This is a genomic window from Thaumasiovibrio clandestinus (assembly GCF_047250365.1).
In the GTDB taxonomy this organism is placed as follows: Bacteria; Pseudomonadota; Gammaproteobacteria; order Enterobacterales; family Vibrionaceae; genus Thaumasiovibrio.
The window spans coordinates 94,265-111,108 of record NZ_JBLBVL010000004.1 but is presented as its reverse complement, the minus strand read 5'-3'; the positions used below and the strand labels follow the sequence as shown (position 1 = coordinate 111,108).

General features: G+C 43.9%; 15 protein-coding genes. 8 read left to right on the top strand and 7 right to left on the bottom strand.

The window, feature by feature from the left end; all coding sequences use genetic code 11:
- Positions 1-33: 33 nt before the first annotated feature.
- The gene (locus ACKLNH_RS08050) at positions 34-2,859 is read right to left on the bottom strand and encodes an FAD-binding and (Fe-S)-binding domain-containing protein (protein WP_413111746.1); all 2,826 of its coding nucleotides are present in this window, start codon (positions 2,857-2,859) and stop codon (positions 34-36) included.
- 245 nt (positions 2,860-3,104) lie between these two features.
- Between ACKLNH_RS08050 and ACKLNH_RS08045 the strand changes: the two genes are divergently transcribed.
- Positions 3,105-3,986: an aspartoacylase gene (locus tag ACKLNH_RS08045; protein WP_413111745.1), complete on the top strand. Its 882-nt coding sequence runs from the start codon at positions 3,105-3,107 to the stop codon at positions 3,984-3,986.
- A 105-nt stretch (positions 3,987-4,091) separates the two neighbouring features.
- Positions 4,092-4,523 (top strand): DUF3010 family protein, encoded by a 432-nt coding sequence (locus tag ACKLNH_RS08040; protein WP_413111744.1) that lies wholly within the window; start codon positions 4,092-4,094, stop codon positions 4,521-4,523.
- Between the two features lie 127 nt (positions 4,524-4,650).
- Here the strand turns inward: ACKLNH_RS08040 and ald are convergent, their stop codons facing one another.
- A complete protein-coding gene (ald, locus tag ACKLNH_RS08035) occupies positions 4,651-5,769 on the bottom strand; it encodes an alanine dehydrogenase (RefSeq protein WP_413111743.1) in 1,119 nt (372 codons plus the stop codon).
- Between the two features lie 405 nt (positions 5,770-6,174).
- On the opposite strand from ald, the gene ACKLNH_RS08030 reads away from it, so the two are divergent.
- The gene (locus ACKLNH_RS08030; RefSeq protein WP_413111742.1) at positions 6,175-6,597 is read left to right on the top strand and encodes an META domain-containing protein; all 423 of its coding nucleotides are present in this window, start codon (positions 6,175-6,177) and stop codon (positions 6,595-6,597) included.
- A gap of 23 nt (positions 6,598-6,620) precedes the next feature.
- Here the strand turns inward: ACKLNH_RS08030 and ACKLNH_RS08025 are convergent, their stop codons facing one another.
- A complete protein-coding gene (locus ACKLNH_RS08025) occupies positions 6,621-7,223 on the bottom strand; it encodes a D-Ala-D-Ala carboxypeptidase family metallohydrolase (RefSeq protein WP_413111900.1) in 603 nt (200 codons plus the stop codon).
- 231 nt (positions 7,224-7,454) lie between these two features.
- On the opposite strand from ACKLNH_RS08025, the gene ACKLNH_RS08020 reads away from it, so the two are divergent.
- Positions 7,455-7,676: a hypothetical protein gene (locus tag ACKLNH_RS08020; RefSeq protein WP_413111741.1), complete on the top strand. Its 222-nt coding sequence runs from the start codon at positions 7,455-7,457 to the stop codon at positions 7,674-7,676.
- Between the two features lie 45 nt (positions 7,677-7,721).
- Here ACKLNH_RS08020 and ACKLNH_RS08015 read toward each other — a convergent pair whose 3' ends face one another.
- Both ACKLNH_RS08015 and ACKLNH_RS08010 read right to left on the bottom strand, forming a co-directional pair.
- Entirely contained in the window at positions 7,722-8,285 is a 564-nt protein-coding gene (locus ACKLNH_RS08015; RefSeq protein ID WP_413111740.1) for a rhomboid family intramembrane serine protease, read from the bottom strand.
- Positions 8,286-8,319: 34 nt separating this feature from the next.
- The gene (locus ACKLNH_RS08010) at positions 8,320-8,850 is read right to left on the bottom strand and encodes a 3'-5' exonuclease (protein WP_413111899.1); all 531 of its coding nucleotides are present in this window, start codon (positions 8,848-8,850) and stop codon (positions 8,320-8,322) included.
- Between the two features lie 299 nt (positions 8,851-9,149).
- On the opposite strand from ACKLNH_RS08010, the gene ACKLNH_RS08005 reads away from it, so the two are divergent.
- Both ACKLNH_RS08005 and ACKLNH_RS08000 read left to right on the top strand, forming a co-directional pair.
- On the top strand, positions 9,150-10,997 hold the full coding sequence (locus ACKLNH_RS08005) for an ABC transporter ATP-binding protein (protein WP_413111739.1): 1,848 nt from the start codon (positions 9,150-9,152) through the stop codon (positions 10,995-10,997).
- Positions 10,998-11,541: 544 nt separating this feature from the next.
- Positions 11,542-12,648: a phosphoribosylaminoimidazolesuccinocarboxamide synthase gene (locus ACKLNH_RS08000; protein ID WP_413111738.1), complete on the top strand. Its 1,107-nt coding sequence runs from the start codon at positions 11,542-11,544 to the stop codon at positions 12,646-12,648.
- 115 nt (positions 12,649-12,763) lie between these two features.
- Here the strand turns inward: ACKLNH_RS08000 and ACKLNH_RS07995 are convergent, their stop codons facing one another.
- Positions 12,764-14,302, bottom strand: a complete 1,539-nt coding sequence (locus tag ACKLNH_RS07995; protein WP_413111737.1) for an amidohydrolase family protein — start codon at positions 14,300-14,302, stop codon at positions 12,764-12,766.
- Between the two features lie 300 nt (positions 14,303-14,602).
- Between ACKLNH_RS07995 and ACKLNH_RS07990 the strand changes: the two genes are divergently transcribed.
- On the top strand, positions 14,603-15,259 hold the full coding sequence (locus ACKLNH_RS07990) for a helix-turn-helix domain-containing protein (protein ID WP_413111736.1): 657 nt from the start codon (positions 14,603-14,605) through the stop codon (positions 15,257-15,259).
- 101 nt (positions 15,260-15,360) lie between these two features.
- Here the strand turns inward: ACKLNH_RS07990 and ACKLNH_RS07985 are convergent, their stop codons facing one another.
- Positions 15,361-15,894: a hypothetical protein gene (locus tag ACKLNH_RS07985; protein ID WP_413111735.1), complete on the bottom strand. Its 534-nt coding sequence runs from the start codon at positions 15,892-15,894 to the stop codon at positions 15,361-15,363.
- Between the two features lie 149 nt (positions 15,895-16,043).
- On the opposite strand from ACKLNH_RS07985, the gene ACKLNH_RS07980 reads away from it, so the two are divergent.
- Positions 16,044-16,640, top strand: a complete 597-nt coding sequence (locus ACKLNH_RS07980; RefSeq protein ID WP_413111734.1) for a pentapeptide repeat-containing protein — start codon at positions 16,044-16,046, stop codon at positions 16,638-16,640.
- The last annotated feature ends 204 nt before the right edge of the window (positions 16,641-16,844 follow it).

Here is a 16,844-nt window from a genome sequence, read left to right as displayed (position 1 = left end):
AATTTATGTAACAATTTATTACTGCGCAATTTCCTAGCGACTCACCTCATCAACCAAGTATAAAATGGAGCGATACTCTATACCGCTATGGTGTGATAGCCCTATCTCACAGGTACGACTATTTGAATACCCTTCCGTGCACGTCTCGGGAACCTGGGTGGCCAATGTTGCTAAAGCCGCTGCATTCAGTTCAGGTTGCGTAAACCCTTTATCACCAGCAAAACCACAACACAGAATATCGTCGGGTATCACCACCTCTTTGGCACAGGCGCGGGCAACCTGCTCCATAATGGGAGCGAGACCACGACGGCGCGATGTGCAGGTAATATGCAACATCACTGTTGCCTCTTTCGGAGTAATTGGAAGTAACGGAAGCACATACTCTGCAATAAAAGCGAAGGGCTCATAGATCGACATCGACGCCGTGAATTGATTTTTACTCAGGGCACTACACGGACTTGTGTCCATTAGTATAGGATATTGTCCCTTTGCACTCGCATTAAACAGTTCTTGCTCTAGTTGAAGCGACGCTTTCTCGGCTTGCTCAGCATACCCTTTACTGTGAAACGGCATGCCACAGCATAAGCGATTAACATCATCTGGAATAATGACATCGAAGCCAGCACGCCCCAATAGTGACACCGTCACCTCCATCACACTCCGCGCGTCAACTGCGCTGGATTGAGGTCCCATCACGCGCGTTGCGCAGCTAGGAAAATAAACGACCTTATGCTTACTCAGTTTGGAGATAGATAACGTCTTAACGTTCGGCGCGAGCGTTGGCATTTCTGCTGGCCATAATGGTCCGCCCATACGTAAAAGCAACTGGCTGACGCCCCGAGTGAGGCGTTTACCCAGCAACCGCTGGCTGGCAGTGCTCACTTTAACGCCTACGCGGCTCATATTTTCCACTGCACCAAAATGCTCAGCACTCCATGTAGCGATACGCTCTGCTGCACCGCCGTGTGAGTGGCGCAACTGGCGCATCATCTCGCCAGTGTTAATATCTACTGGACAACGTTCAGCACATACCCCTGTGGCAGCGCATGTATCAACCCCTAAATGCTGATAGCGCTGCTGCCAAACACGCAAACGCTCCGCATCGTCGCCCGCAAGCTCCATACGCTTCAATTCCCTTAACACGGTATTGCGCTGACGCGGCGTAAGTGTGTAATGACGAGAAGGACAAACTGGCTCACAAAAACCGCACTCGATGCACTTATCGACCAAGGGATGTGCTGCTGGCATATGTTTTAGATCGGACAAGTGAGCACGCTTATTACTATTAATAATTACACCTGGATTAAGTAGTCCTTTGGGATCAAATAAGGCTTTAATCTGCCGCATCAGGGCCATCCCCTTCTCACCCCACTCCAGTTCGACATAAGGCGCCATATTGCGCCCCGTGCCATGTTCTGCTTTCAAGGATCCTTGATATTCAATGGCGACCAAATGAGACACCGCGTCCATAAATTTCCCATAGCGCTCCACCTCACTCTCTAACTCAAAGCTCTGCGTAAAGACAAAATGGAGATTCCCTGCTAGCGCATGACCAAAAATGATCGCTTCGTCATACCCAAACTGTGTAAAACACATCTGCAAATCACGCACTGCCTGAGCCAACCTATCAATCGGAAACGCGACATCCTCTATAATTACCGTCGTGCCCGTTTCACGCACGGCTCCCACGGCTGGAAATAGGCCTTTTCTTATCGACCACAACTGCTGTGCCACGGTGCTATCTTGGCTAAACGCAATTTGCGCACTCGGAGTTTGCTGCTCAATTAATGCTTGAACTGAATCACTCAGTGTCACCAATAACGCCTCTTCCGCCGATTGAATCTCAACCAGCAGCGCGGCAGGCTCACCTTCCAATTTGGCAATCACATTGGGCATGGCCGGATCATTGGCCACCGATGCCAATGCGCGACAATCCATAAGCTCCACCGCAACAACGTCAGTATTAGCTAACAAACTGACGGTATTGCACGCTGCCTCTATCGAGGAGAATACAAATAAACCCGTCGCTTTATATGGATAGTCGATAACAGTGCGGTACGTAATATCAGCAATAAACCCAAGCGTGCCTTCTGAACCAATCATGAGATGCTGAATAATATCGATAGGATCAAGGTAATCAATCAAGGCGTTTAAACTGTATCCGGTGGTATTTTTTAAACGGTATTTGTGTTGAATCAGCGACACCAGCTCATCGTCTGCACGACACGTCATCACTAGCTGCATTAAAGCATGAATAAACGGGGCATGGCTTCGTTTGAAAGCAGAAACACTGGCAGTACTACGTGTATCTAATACCGTGCCATCCCACATCACAATCGTCATACCATCCAAAGTTTGGTAACTATTATGCGCAGTACCACAGCACATACCAGACGCATTATTTGCCGCGATACCACCGATTTTACACGTGTTAATGGATGCTGGATCTGGACCTATTTTGCGCCCAAACGGAACCAATAATCGATTTGCTTCGGCTCCAATGACACCAGGTTGAAGCGTGACCCGCTCACCTTGTTCATGAATTTCATGTTGACGCCATCGCGGTGTTAAGGTGATAAGCAGTGAATCTGATAGTGCCTGTCCAGACAGACTGGTGCCCGCGGCCCGATAGGTATAATGAATGCCATACTCAGCGCAATGGCGCACTATCCAACATATTTCATCCAAATTATCCGCCATAACAACAAGCTCTGGAGTAAGGCGATAAAAACTCGCATCGGTACCCAATGCCATTCTTTGTAGCGGATCATCAATGACTCGCTCAGCAGGTATTTTCCTTATTAGCGTTTCTCGTAGTGCTGCAAACTTGGCATCCATAGGGTTGATCTCACCACTCATAATATCGACTGTTCAAGCATACGATGCAATTACCCTCAGAAATAGCGTAACAATCACATAACAAATAGTTCATTCATCGCATCAGAACAGAACCTCTTCAGCACCAATCAGACTGAACAAATGGATGTAATAACAAGGCATAACAGCGTAAATACCGCCAAATTGCCCGCGTTATGACATTGAAATAATGCAAATTCAACGTACACTGTCGAACATGAGTGACGTAAATAGAAAAGGACCTTGAGTTGACTAAGATAACCTCAGTGGCCATTGTTGGTGGCACGCACGGAAATGAATTTAGCGGAATATACTTGTTGAAAAAATGGCAAGAAGACCCCACTGCCATTGCTCGCCCTAGTCTCGCGTGTCAAACACTGTTCGCTAACCCAAAGGCATTCGACAATAACAAACGCTACCTCGATAGCGATCTGAATCGTCAGTTTACACTGCCTGATTTAAGCAACTCTGCGTTAGCTAACTACGAGCAGAGCCGTGCCAAAGTTATCAACCAACAACTGGGTCCTAAAGGTGATGCCAATTGTGACTTTATTATCGATTTACACAATACCACCAGTAATATGGGACCATCACTGATCCTACTACAGTCAGACGACTTTAACCGTCAACTGGGTAGCTATGTGTCGGAGAAAATGCCCGAAGTTGTTGTTGTATTTGAAGACCAATGCAGTGTCGAAGAGCACGGTTTTCTCAGTTCGATTACCGCACAAGGCGTCATTGTTGAAGTTGGCCCTCAACCACAGTCGGTATTGCGCCAAGATGTACTTGAACAAATGGAAACGATGACCCACCACATTCTCGACTTCGTCGAACTTTACAATACGCAAGCACTACCTACCCTCAACGGTTATTCAGCCTATCGGTATAAAGAGACCTTGTCATTACCAATGGATGAGCATGGTGAACGTATCGGAATGGTCCACAAGCATGTACAAGATGCTGATTTCAAGCTGTTAAGACAAGGGGACCCAATCTTTAGCTTGTTCAATGGTGAGGAAGTCGTTTGGCAAGGTAACTATGATGCGTATCCACACTTTATTAACGAAGCAGCATATTACGATAATAACTTAGCAATGTCGTTAGCAGAAAAGATCGACATTAGTCTCTAGCTCTGGCTAAAAAAGGTGTCGATATAGCGGGATTCACTGATAGCCAATGCTGGCATTTAGTACTCAGTCCACTATAATGCGCCAAAAACCTATCGAGATGACAAAATGAAGATTTGCGCCGTAGAAATTAAAAATAATGAAGCAGTTGTGGTATTGGCTTCTATGCATCAAGGAATGATGGCTGTTCACGATTGTCGCGTTACTGCTGTATCGATCAAAGTTGATCATGACACGGAAATGCTGGCTGAATTCCAATCTAAGTTCGCAAAACTAATGCAAGACTATCAAATTGAGCATGTCGTTATCCGCGAGCGTATGTCTAAAGGGAAGCTTGCTGCACCAGGCCTGAGCTTTAAGTTAGAAGCAGCGATTCAGCTTATTGATACACTTAAGGTTGATGTACTCACTGCCCAGCAGAGCAAAGACAGCTTAAAACGCACACCATTGACAATGAAAGCCAAAGATGTTGGTCTGAAACCATTCCAGGAAGAAGCTTTCAATACCGCATTTGCATTCCTAAACAAACGCGACTACTAATTGAAGAATTAAAAGCTCACAATATCGTGAGCTTTTTTTACACCTTGTATCCGATAGGCATTAGCCCAAAAACAAAAACACCTTCTCCTAAGAGAAGGTGTTTTTTATAAACAACTGATGGAGACCGTTACTTCGCCAACATGTCTGCTGCTGGCACGTACGGTAGGTTCAGTGCTTCCGACACTTCTTCACAAGTGACATGACCGTGCATAACATTCAAGCCATTAAGCAGGTGCTTATCATCCAACAGCGCCTGCTTATACCCTTTATTCGCCAGTGCAACAATAAAAGGCAGTGTTACATTGTTTAGCGCGAACGTTGATGTGCGAGCAACCGCACCCGGCATGTTAGCGACACAGTAGTGCACAACATCGTCAACAATGAAAGTTGGCTCACTATGCGTTGTTGCGTGAGATGTTTCTGCACAACCGCCTTGGTCAATGGCAACATCCACAATCGCCGCACCTGACTTCATGCGCTTAACAAGATCTGCTGTGATTAACTTCGGCGCAGCAGCACCTTTTAGAAGAACACCACCGATAACCAGATCAGCGTCTAGAACGTGTTTCTCAATAGATGCTTGAGTCGAGTATACTGTCTCAACCTTGCCACCAAACTGTGCATCAATCGCTCGTAAAGTGTCAATATTACGGTCAAGTACAACGACATTTGCACGTAGGCCAACCGCCATTTGTGCCGCGTTTACACCAACAACGCCGCCACCAATAACAACCACTTTTGCAGGTTCAACGCCTGGAACGCCACCAAGCAGCATGCCACGTCCACCACGCGATTTTTCTAGAGCAAACGCACCCGCTTGAATAGACATACGGCCTGCAACTTCTGACATCGGCGCTAATAGAGGTAGCTGACCTTTGTTATCTGTTACCGTTTCGTATGCGATACACACCGCTTTACTGTTAATCAAGTCCTCTGTTTGAGCTGGGTCCGGAGCAAGATGCAAGTAAGTAAATAGAATTTGGTCTTCACGCAACATTGCACGCTCTACCGCTTGAGGTTCTTTTACCTTTACAATCATGTCTGCTTTTGCAAACACTTCCGCTGCCGTCGTCAAGATCTCTGCGCCAGCTGCAATATAATCTTCGTCACTAAAACCAATACCCGCACCCGCTAGGGTTTCGACACAGACATTATGTCCATTCGCAACCAACTCTTTTACTGAGGCTGGCACCATACCGACACGGTATTCATGAACTTTAATTTCTTTAGGTACGCCGATAATCATTTCTTTTATCCTATGTCGTTGTTTGAGCTTTATATATACATTAGGTGAAAAATATCGGCATGTGGCACTGTTTTTTCCCGCTTTTATGGCAGCTCAAACCAAACTCTAAACCAAAATTAGAATAAATAACTATATGTGACACCTATCACGGGCTAAAATGTGGCACTTGTCACACTTTGGCAGTGTTAGGTACCAAGCAATGGCCATAGATCGGAATATTAGACTGCATTTTTGTGACATTGGTAATGAAACGTCCTATCAAAATACGTCTCAATAACAAACCACCACGCAACCTGACAACATTGCACCCACAGAGAGCACCGCAAAAGCAACAAATGATATACAATTCAGTATGTATACTCGTGCACAGCCTCAACGCTGTAACTATCATTGAAGGACAAAAGAATGAAATCCATCACGACATTAGCACTTACATTACTCACATTGGCGGGCTGCAGCATGACCAGCGATCCAACCATTAACTTAGCCAATAACTTAGCCAATAAAGAGTGGCAACTCGCTGCCATTGATTCCTCGCCGATAGATCCGGCAACAATTCAACACCCCCCCACTTTTATGATGGCAACAAATGGACGTATTTCTGGTCATGGGGGATGTAATCACTATTTTGGTGATACCAAGATTAGCAACAGCTATATGATGGCTCCTGGGTTAGCAACAACAAAAATGCTCTGCATTCAAAATGAAGTGGCGACCATTGAGTCCCAGTTACTAAAAGCGTTAACCCAAGGTGTAGACGTTGAGTTTTCAGACAACGACTTAATTTTGGTTGGCGATGACCACCAGTTTATATTTCAAACAAAATAACCCAGTTCAGTATTGTAAATGCCTTACCATTGCCGGTAGCCACATGTGTCGATATGAAAGCGCACGCCAGCATAGAGTCCGAGTCCCATTTGGGATTCGCGACCCTGCAGTCGATATATTTCTTTTAACTTTTGATGGAGTTCTGCCCTAGAGATAGCGTTAACTGGCACAAGATCTAAAGCGCAAAAAGTTAAGTGCTTACTCGCCTTCGCGCCACCTGCAATCACATTATACTCCTGACTTCTGTCTCCAGAGACAGGAATAACTGGGCCAACTTCAGGAATAACATGTTTTTGAATGAACCTTAGTGTACGTGCCATATTGGCCCAATTTTTCCTCTGTGGCAGATTAAAAACGGTTTTTCCCGATCGAGCCCAATCAGTTCCCTGCATCATCACGAGATGCCAAGGCAGCATTTCATCAACGCCCTGTTGATCAAAAAACTGATAGATCTGCTCTACTTCAGTCTCTAGGTCGTTCATTATTACCCAACCACGAAAAGCGGTTAGTGTTGGAACTTGAAAGCCCTGTACATTAACAAGAAGGTCAGTGTAGCGAACGTTATGCGTGTCCTCGTACAATGCCGACAAATCAGCGGCACGACCTGTAATAATCGGAACCAGCATCAATAACAAACAGCAAACGAGTGCACGATAAAACGACGTCATCTTCACCATTTCTATACTCACTAATTTATGGGCTATCCCTAGTCAGTATAGTGAAGGTTGTCAATTACTGTACTTGTTCAACTTTGCGTAAATGGTGCAACTATTACTTACAACTCGTAACAAGTTATAGCTCACATTTTTTCCCAGGAAAGATACTATTTAACTTCATCATTTGAGTATCGATAGCGCATGAAGCCATTACTGTTTAATCCCTTAGGAAAAATACGCAAACCCATCTTTTTTCTCTTTTTCTCTGCTTACTACACCTTTAGTGGCGCGATACTGGTTCTGCTAATACGCCAAACCATGCGCTTTAGCGGCCTTCTTGTTATGCTTCCCGTCGCAGTTATTGGTGGCACAATGATTGCCTTAGCTGGCGATTGGCTAGCAAACAAACTTACCGCGCGTTAAACGTGCACTGCCATTCGAGTGCTTAAATAATAAATAGGTAAATGCTTACCCTACCACTTTATCAGCACGGCATTTATCTCTACGGGCATAAAAAAAGCCGAAATAGCCACCAATCAACGCGCCAAACAGATGACTTTCAAAACTCATCCAACGTTGAGCGGGAAACACTCCCCAAATAAAAGAGCCATAAATTAGTACCACAACCAAGGCAATTGCCGCAGACTTTATGCTTTTTCGCAACACCCCATACACCAACAGATAGGCCCAAAGCGAATATATCACGCCACTCAGTCCAATATGGTAATGCGCCCGCGCAAATAGCCAAACAGCAAACCCCGTTAATATCCAACTAACAAAGAGAACACGGTAATACCGCGCAGCACCAAACTGAAAGAGAAAGAAGGAAAGAACATAGAAAGACAAGATGTTACCGAAAAAGTGTGACCAACTGGCATGCAATACAGGGGCAAAAACTATCCCCGTCAAACCGGACAACTGCCGGGGAAGAATTCCCCAATGACTTAGTCCCCCACCATAAACGACATTTAACGCGGTAAGAGCAAGCAACCCCCCGCCGAACACCCCTAAGTACTTAACGTGCTTTTGCATGCTCACCTCATTGAACTTAAAACATTGTGGTTAGTTACATAATTTTTAATGCCAAGCGCGCCAGATTATACGCATCTACGTATCCAGAATGCTGTCGCCCTTCCCATTCCAAATTAATCATGTCCATCGCTGCCTTGTGACCAAAGCGTGGTGTTTTCACGCGTTGCTTTATTGCAAACAAGGTTGCCAAATTCAAATACTCTTGAAAGGGAACCGTCAAACCTTTACTTTCACACTCGTCGCGCAAAATAAGATCATCTCGGCCCCACGCGGCATAGATTTTATTGTTCCCACCAAAGTTCTTTACCATCGAGCGTAGCACAGACTCAAGTGGCCGCCCTTGCTTCTCGATCACTTTGGGTCTGATTCCGGTAAGCTCAGTACAAAACCACGACACTTCATCTTGCTCGGGTTTTACGAAGTAGCGCGCACGCTTTACGATCTCACCTTTCATTAAATCGATTTCAGCTAAACCGACCTCAATGATCTCACCGGTATTCTTTTCACGTCCGTCATTCCAACAGCACATCTCTAAGTCGAAGCAGACAATTCGGTTGTAATTCATAATCATCATCAATAACGCATTTAGCGACATTGTACCTCAGCGTCACACGGGTTAAAGAGACTTTCTCCATTTTCCAGCCAAAATACGTTTAGATGACGAAACCTTACTCAGTTCACAACAGTGGCGCAAAATCGCTCTCGCCAAACATGGTTTTGTTGGGCACAAAGCACGCACGGATTCCAATAAAAAGGTAAAACTTCCTTCTATATAAGTATATGATTAACACTTATAAAACTATGACTATCTGTTTATGACGTCCACGGAACTCGCAAACGGGAACACCACTATCAGGATGCGCTATGTCCCTACTAAAGTACTTTGAAAAACTGCTTCCCGCCCTACCAGATGACGCTGTAGAGCAACCACCTAACGGGTTATGGGCCTTTTGCCGTCACTATACCCGTGGTTGCGAAATCCCTTTACTCTGTATGACAGCTCTAACCACACTGATAGCGATTAGTGAAGTGATCTTATTTGGTTTTATGGGCACGCTGGTTGATTGGCTAGTTCAATATTCACCCGATACCTTTCTTGAACAAGAAAGCGGTACATTATTCAAAATGGCACTGCTAATATTGGTGGGTATTCCTTGTCTCGTTTTCCTCCATTCATTAGTGGTACACCAAGTATTACTGGGTAATTACCCTATGAAGATTAGGTGGTTAGCACACCGCTATTTATTACGCCAAAGTATCTCCTTTTATCAGGACGATTTTGCCGGACGTATTGCAACAAAAGTGATGCAAACATCACTATCAATTCGCGAAACAGTGATGAAACTGCTCGACGTAATGGTCTACGTCAGTGTCTATTTCACCTCAATGCTATTTATGATAGCAAAAGCCGATACACGATTAATGCTACCTATGCTGGTATGGCTCGTTGCGTACGTTGGCATTCAATGGCATTTTGTTCCGAAGCTAAAGCGAGTATCGACCGAGCAAGCCGATGCTCGTTCCACCATGACAGGCCGTATTGTTGATAGTTACACGAATATCTCGACAGTAAAGCTATTTGCACACACAGATAACGAAGAAAAATATGCCAAAGAAGGGATGGAGACATTTCTTGATACCGTATATCGTCAAATGCGGCTAGTCACAGGCATTAACCTCAGCGTGGAAGCAATAAACTACCTACTGGTATTCATCATTGGTGCTGTTTCTATTGGCTTATGGGTCACTAACGCGATTACCGTTGGAGCGATTACTATCGCTATCAGCCTAGCACTAAGATTAAACGGTATGTCACACTGGATTATGTGGGAGATCAGTACGTTATTTGAAAATATCGGCACGGTTGCTGATGGGATGGCGACGCTGTCTAAACCGACAGAGATCTTAGATGATGACAATGCTTCTGAGCTAAACGTAAGCAAAGGCGAAATAACATTTAATAATGTTAGCTTCCATTATGGAGAAGAGAAAGGGGTATTAGAGAACCTTAACCTTCATATTAAACCGGGCGAAAAAGTTGGCTTAGTCGGCCGTTCTGGGGCTGGAAAATCTACGCTAGTAAATCTACTCATGCGCTTTCATGATGTCGAAAACGGCACGATTTCCGTTGATGGACAAGATATTCGCACCGTTACTCAAGAAAGCCTACGCGCCAAAATAGGCATGGTGACTCAAGATACGTCATTGCTACATCGCTCTATTAAAGAAAACATTCTCTACGGCAAGCCCGACGCCAGCCATGAGGAGTTACTTAATGCAACTCAGCAAGCCCAAGCTCACGAGTTTATAACAACATTAAGTGATCCACATGGCAATACCGCTTATGACGCCCAAGTAGGTGAACGGGGAGTGAAGCTATCTGGCGGGCAGCGTCAACGAATAGCCATCTCGCGTGTATTGTTGAAAGATGCCCCTATTCTTCTCTTAGACGAAGCAACGTCAGCACTAGATTCAGAAGTAGAAGCCGCGATACAAGAAAGTTTATATGAACTCATGAAAGGAAAAACAGTTATTGCTATCGCCCATCGATTATCAACTATTGCGGCAATGGATCGACTTATCGTGTTGGACAAAGGCCAAATTGTCGAACAAGGAAGCCATCAGGAGCTTGTGAATAACAAAGGGATCTACGCTCAGCTATGGGCTCACCAAACGGGTGGTTTCATCGGCATAGAGACAGAAGAGCACTAAATCGTACCGCATGAATCAGGCCAGCAACCTGTTGGCCTACTCTTTTTCAAGCATTTTTTACTCTTTCTCACAATTTCCTCTTTTTTTATTAAGTCTAGCGCATTTGTTGTCGTTTCTTTTCGGCACAACAAGAACATTTAACGAGTACATTGAGCATGGATAAACTTGACGCAGCTCACACTTTTATTGTTTACTATCAGTTTGCCCCCTCACTTTTTTAGTACTTTTTATGCAAAACAAATCCCATGCAGCGCTAAAAGCGCGCTTAACCAAATGCCGATCTTTAGAAGAGGTTATCGCTCAATCGCGAAAGGTCACAAGCCCTTTCCTTAACCCTAATCACGAAGATAAATCCAGCAAATTCGACTGGGATATAGATAGTACCCCCAGTGATACGCCTTCACCAAATAAGGCCTAATCTACTGACCATCCCCCAGCAAAGCAAACGTTTGCTTTTTTGATGGCGGTAATTCTTATTTCTGGTAAGATTGCGCTCATATATAGCGAATTTAGTCTTGTTGTCTTTTGAAATAGGAACTTCACCATGAGCCTTGCCGATTCTGTTTTAGCTGTAAATGATGACCTACCAATCCGCACCGATAAGCCGGTTCACAGTGGTAAAGTCCGCTCTGTTTACTGGCTTACTGACGCAGATAGTCGACGTCTAATCAAAGAAAAGGGGTATGATGTCACCGAGGACGCGCCACTCGCGATAATGGTGATCAGCGATCGCATTTCTGCATTCGACTGCATTTGGCACGCAGACGGCGGAATGAATGGTATTCCAGGAAAAGGGGCAGCACTCAATGCAATATCAAATCACTGGTTCAAACTATTCAAAGAGCAAGGTTTGGCAGACAGTCACATCCTTGATATTCCACACCCTTTTGTTTGGATAGTGCAAAAAGCGAAACCAGTTAAAGTCGAAGCCATTTGTCGTCAGTATATTACCGGTTCTATGTGGCGCGAATATGCTAAAGGCGAGCGCTTGTTCTGTGGCATCCAACTGCCTGAAGGACTAATAAAAGACCAAAAACTACCAGAACTACTGATTACCCCGTCAACCAAAGGGGTTCTTGAAGGGATTCCAGATGTCCCTGCACAAGATGATGTCAACATCAGCCGCAAGAACATCGAAGACAACTATGCGGCTTTTAACTTCTCGTCTCCTGATGACATTGCGACATACGAGTTATTGTTGAAGCAAGGATTTAATGTTATCAGCGATGCATTAGCACAGATAGATCAAGTTTTTGTGGATACCAAATTTGAATTTGGCTACGTCACTGATGCTGCTGGCCAAGAAAAGCTTATTTATATGGATGAAGTCGGCACACCCGATTCGTCTCGCATTTGGGATGGTTCGCAGTACCGTGAAGGCCATATTATCGAGAACTCGAAAGAGGGGTTTCGTCAATTACTTCTGAACTACTTCCCTGACCCTGACATTCTATTAAATAAGAATCGTATGCCAGAGCGAGAAGCGCTCGCACGTGACAACGCCCTGCCACAAGACGTACTTCTGCAAGTATCTAAAACATATACAGATATCGCTGAAAAAATCACTGGCGAGAAAATTCATCTAAGCCAAAATCCGAAACAAGAGATCATCGACGTTTTGCGTGAAAAATACGGCTTAATCGACCAATAAGAACAGCTTCTCAAATCAATTGGTCAATAAGATCTATTCAGTTGTATCAATTAAAAAGGCCTAGTTATTCACTAGGCCTCACAAAGGCAACTCATATCAATCGTTAATGCGTCGATTAGTTAACCTGTCTAGGGGCACGGATTGGTGCTCCCGGGTACTCACCTTCAACAATATTACCGTCATCAACAACAACAACACCATTAACAACAACATAATTGATCCCTACCGATGGAAGACTATTTGTCCCCCCTTCATAGCCAGCTGGGCTGCTAACTGTTTCTGGGTCAAAGATCGTAATATCCGCGTAAGCACCTTCTTGCAATCGACCACGTTTTGCCATGTCTGGAACGATTTCTTCTAAGAATTGCGCTGGTAATAAACTCGTTTTACCCAGAATATCAGGTAGTGACAAGTCAACACCATCTATAGCCATACGCAAGTAAGTTGCGTAAGAGCCAGCGCTACGAGGATGGCCTAAACCAGCACCAAACGGTGAGTCCTCTTCCATCATCTTACCATTCTCATCAACATATACTGTTGAGTCACTGCCAATCATTACACTCGGGTGCTTAAGTGCTAGCTTCATGTCAGCAGCTTTGATGTGATTCATAATGTACCAGCCATGCGGCTGTTCTCTACGATAGAAATCAAAGCTCTCTTTGGTCAGTGTTTCACCCGTCTCAACCCAGCTTAGATCGCTGTAGTCCATATCCATGCGCTCTTGCCAACCTTCATCCAGCATCTCTGTACCGATATAAGTTGTGCCATGTTCATATGGGAACATTTCAGCAGAAATACGTGCACCATTGGCATTCGCTTCGTCAATCAGACCAAGAACAAACTTTGTGTCAGCTAAAGCGTTAGTTGGAAGATGATGAATCAACAAAGGTACATCATAGCTCGCCGACAAAGCGATCATTTCCTGAATGCCGAGTGCGCCTGTTGGTTGAAGTAAACTAATATAGCGAGCGTGAACGGTAAAGAAGCTATCGTTATCGGCTGCGATTTTCGCCGCACGAGCAATTGCCTCACTACTTTCATTCTTGTAGTAACCCGCTAGTACACCGATACCAAGCGCACCATCTCTCAAATCATCAGAAAGCATATTATCGATTTGATCAAGCTCTTCATCTGATGAACGGCGCGCTGCCCACTGGTTACCATTTGCAGATGTTCTTTCTAACAATCCCAAAATCAAACCAGGTCCTTGTGGATCAACGCCATCCATAACCGCAGCACGAACCATAGAGTGACCAACTGACGTACCATAGTTAGATACTGAACGTCCTTTTTGAAGCTCATAATAATCTTGTACTGGATATGACCCTGTTTCTAAATCAATCTGAGTCGTTTTACCATCCAGCGCACCAATACGCAGCCCATATAGATCCTGACCATGAGCATGTAAATCAATAAAGCCAGGCGCCGCAATCAAACCGCTTGCATCAATTTCTCGGCTACCTGATAGTGCATCAGAAGTAATAATTGCTATCTGATCATTGATAACACCAATATTGGCAACTTGGTCGAAGCCTGTCTCAGGGTCAACCACACGAGCACCAGAAATAACAACGTCATAACTAGCAGCATGAGCTGACATTGCTAAGCCGCATAATATCATTGTCGAAAGAAAGCGTTTTGGGCCTTTATACATGTTTAATTCCTTTATTATATAAGCACAATACGGCGCTGCCATCGATAATTAATATCAATTCAAAAACAAAGGCGCCATATTTAGATCGAATTCTATCGCCATAAAATACATGGCGACAGTGCTATATATGAGACTTTCATCACACACGCAAAGATTATAAGTAATGGTAATATTTATTTTCTTATATTTTTAATATAGAGTTGAATTTTACATCTCATCATGTCCCTTTTTAAAAGGCTTAAAACAATAACAAGGACAAATATCCAAATATAAGCGACACTCATATACGGAGATATACTGTTGAAGAAAAAGAAACCAAGTGCCTACAGCTCAAAAGTACTAACCAAAGTGCAACAAGAATGGAACAAATACAGAAGTAAACATAACATTACTCAACTTGATGCGGCAAAACAGATTGGCCTAAGTCAATCAGCATTTTCGCAGTACCTAAGGGGAGGTATTCAACTTAATACTGATTTCCTTGTCCGCTTCGCACAACTGGTCGGTGAGCCCCTCGCCAACTTTCACCACCGCCTTGATATCGACGGCGAGGAGTGGCATTCTCAGGACTCAACGCTATTTACTGTTGAAGTAAAGCAATGCCTATCTTGCGGTAAAATGCCGCCTAAATTCGTTATTATGCCGAGAATGACCAGAGTAGCTGGCTATTTACCTGTTGAAATAGATAATCACAATTCTCGCTACAAACTTGGTTCAATCGTCGTTTTTGGCCCTGCCGATAATATTAGTGAGTTTAGCGAAGTTGGTGTTTTTAATCGTAGAAATGACATTATCGCGATTGGAGAGCTAACCCACACCGACGGAGAGTGGTGGGTTAACACATTAGCCAATGGAATACCCACCCGACTAAATGTCCAAAAAGAACACCACTTAATGAGGGTCGAAGGAACGGTCACATCTCATAGTAATCAAGGTTTATTATTTAAGAATAGATAACCACCACCCTTCACTTTATCGCAACAACGATAAGCCATCGCCAAGATCACAAACTCTGATACATAAAGTAATGACGACGGCTTAAATATATCTAAAGTCAATCAATCTCCGACAGGGATCATAATATGGACATAAGGTGTATCTTTCCACATAACATATGGCCCGCCATTATGTGGGTCAGTGGGTAACGAGTTTAATAAATCTTTATCTGGGGTGATAATCATTAAATGAGGGCCCTCTTTTACCCATTGATTATCTGCGGTTTCTCCTTGGGCATAAGGATCGATATTACTAGCCCCTTCATCACCGGCTAGCATATACGAAATGCCTATCGTTTTCGCTTCAAACGGTTTCTTATTCATCCAGGCATCAGCCCATTCCATCCAAGGCGCATCCATACACATTGGCGCCTTTCCTTGCAATTGAGGCGGAGTAGGAAAGCAAGTATAGCTGCTACTGCCTTCTTGCAGAACGTTGTTATCCCAATCAACAACGGTTACCTTATCTCGCAATGACGGCGGTGCAGCACTCAGCGCGTCTTCTAATAAAGCTTGAGAGTTATCAGTGGCATGAGCATTCACGATATAACCAAATGCAACAAGTATCACCGAAAGAACATGTATACTTTGTTTCATAACAACACCCTTAGGTTTATTTAACCAAAGAACCATGGCGATTTCAGTATAGTTCATCAGCACTAGTTTCAGGTGAACAAATAGATTACACTTTGATTATAGTTGCATAGCAATGAGCATCTATTACCGGACTTCCCAAGGCGACCAAAATGAGAATTGAAAGCAATAAACAACACTTCGAAGAAACATTTAATCAGCAAACACTATTATCTGCTGATATTTCTGTAACAGAATTCGAGCAGTGTGAGTTTAATCATTGTGACTTTTCATCAACAACATTCTCCCATTGCAAGTTTATTAACTGCTCTTTTAACCACTGTAACCTAAGCTTGATAAAAATCTCGCATTCACGCTTCTTTGAGGTTGAGTTTACTGAGTGTAAAATTATCGGCGTTGACTGGACCAAGGCATATTGGCCACCATATCATTTAGATTCAGAGCTTAAGTTTAACCAATGTATCCTCAACGATTCATCCTTCTTCGGCTTAACGTTACACGAACTAAATTTAACGCATTGTAAGCTGCATGAAGCCGACTTTCGCGAAGGGGATTTTCCCAACTCGTCCATGCAAAACTGTGATTTTACCAACAGCCTATTTATGCGCACCAATTTACAAAATGTCGACTTTACCGAATCATGGAATTTCACGATCGATGTATTGCAAAACAAAATTACTAACGCCAAGTTTTCTCGTTATGAAGCATTAAGCCTTTTAGATAGCTTAGAAATTGAACTCGTCGATTAGCAACAAATAGAATTGATGTAATTGGTAAAGCGATATTTCCCATGGTTCAACCAGCTCATTGTGGTGCGCCACACCAATATAAATAAAGCAAGCAAACACCTAATCCACCGCCCCTTTAACCCTTACCGTGCGACGCACTACACATCTATAGGCAGCACGGTCAAATCGCCACTCATTAATGCTATTATTATCAATATGTTGGTG

What these genes read in the sequence shown, in the direction of transcription:
- ACKLNH_RS08050 (WP_413111746.1), bottom strand. Translation starts at nt 2,859, where the DNA reads ATGAGTGGTGAGATCAACCCTATGGATGCCAAGTTTGCAGCACTACGA.
- ACKLNH_RS08040 (WP_413111744.1), top strand. Translation starts at nt 4,092, where the DNA reads ATGAAGATTTGCGCCGTAGAAATTAAAAATAATGAAGCAGTTGTGGTA.
- ald (WP_413111743.1), bottom strand. Translation starts at nt 5,769, where the DNA reads ATGATTATCGGCGTACCTAAAGAAATTAAAGTTCATGAATACCGTGTC.
- ACKLNH_RS08030 (WP_413111742.1), top strand. Translation starts at nt 6,175, where the DNA reads ATGAAATCCATCACGACATTAGCACTTACATTACTCACATTGGCGGGC.
- ACKLNH_RS08025 (WP_413111900.1), bottom strand. Translation starts at nt 7,223, where the DNA reads ATGCTGGTTCCGATTATTACAGGTCGTGCCGCTGATTTGTCGGCATTG.
- ACKLNH_RS08020 (WP_413111741.1), top strand. Translation starts at nt 7,455, where the DNA reads ATGAAGCCATTACTGTTTAATCCCTTAGGAAAAATACGCAAACCCATC.
- ACKLNH_RS08015 (WP_413111740.1), bottom strand. Translation starts at nt 8,285, where the DNA reads ATGCAAAAGCACGTTAAGTACTTAGGGGTGTTCGGCGGGGGGTTGCTT.
- ACKLNH_RS08010 (WP_413111899.1), bottom strand. Translation starts at nt 8,850, where the DNA reads ATGAATTACAACCGAATTGTCTGCTTCGACTTAGAGATGTGCTGTTGG.
- ACKLNH_RS08005 (WP_413111739.1), top strand. Translation starts at nt 9,150, where the DNA reads ATGTCCCTACTAAAGTACTTTGAAAAACTGCTTCCCGCCCTACCAGAT.
- ACKLNH_RS08000 (WP_413111738.1), top strand. Translation starts at nt 11,542, where the DNA reads ATGAGCCTTGCCGATTCTGTTTTAGCTGTAAATGATGACCTACCAATC.
- ACKLNH_RS07995 (WP_413111737.1), bottom strand. Translation starts at nt 14,302, where the DNA reads ATGTATAAAGGCCCAAAACGCTTTCTTTCGACAATGATATTATGCGGC.
- ACKLNH_RS07985 (WP_413111735.1), bottom strand. Translation starts at nt 15,894, where the DNA reads ATGAAACAAAGTATACATGTTCTTTCGGTGATACTTGTTGCATTTGGT.
- ACKLNH_RS07980 (WP_413111734.1), top strand. Translation starts at nt 16,044, where the DNA reads ATGAGAATTGAAAGCAATAAACAACACTTCGAAGAAACATTTAATCAG.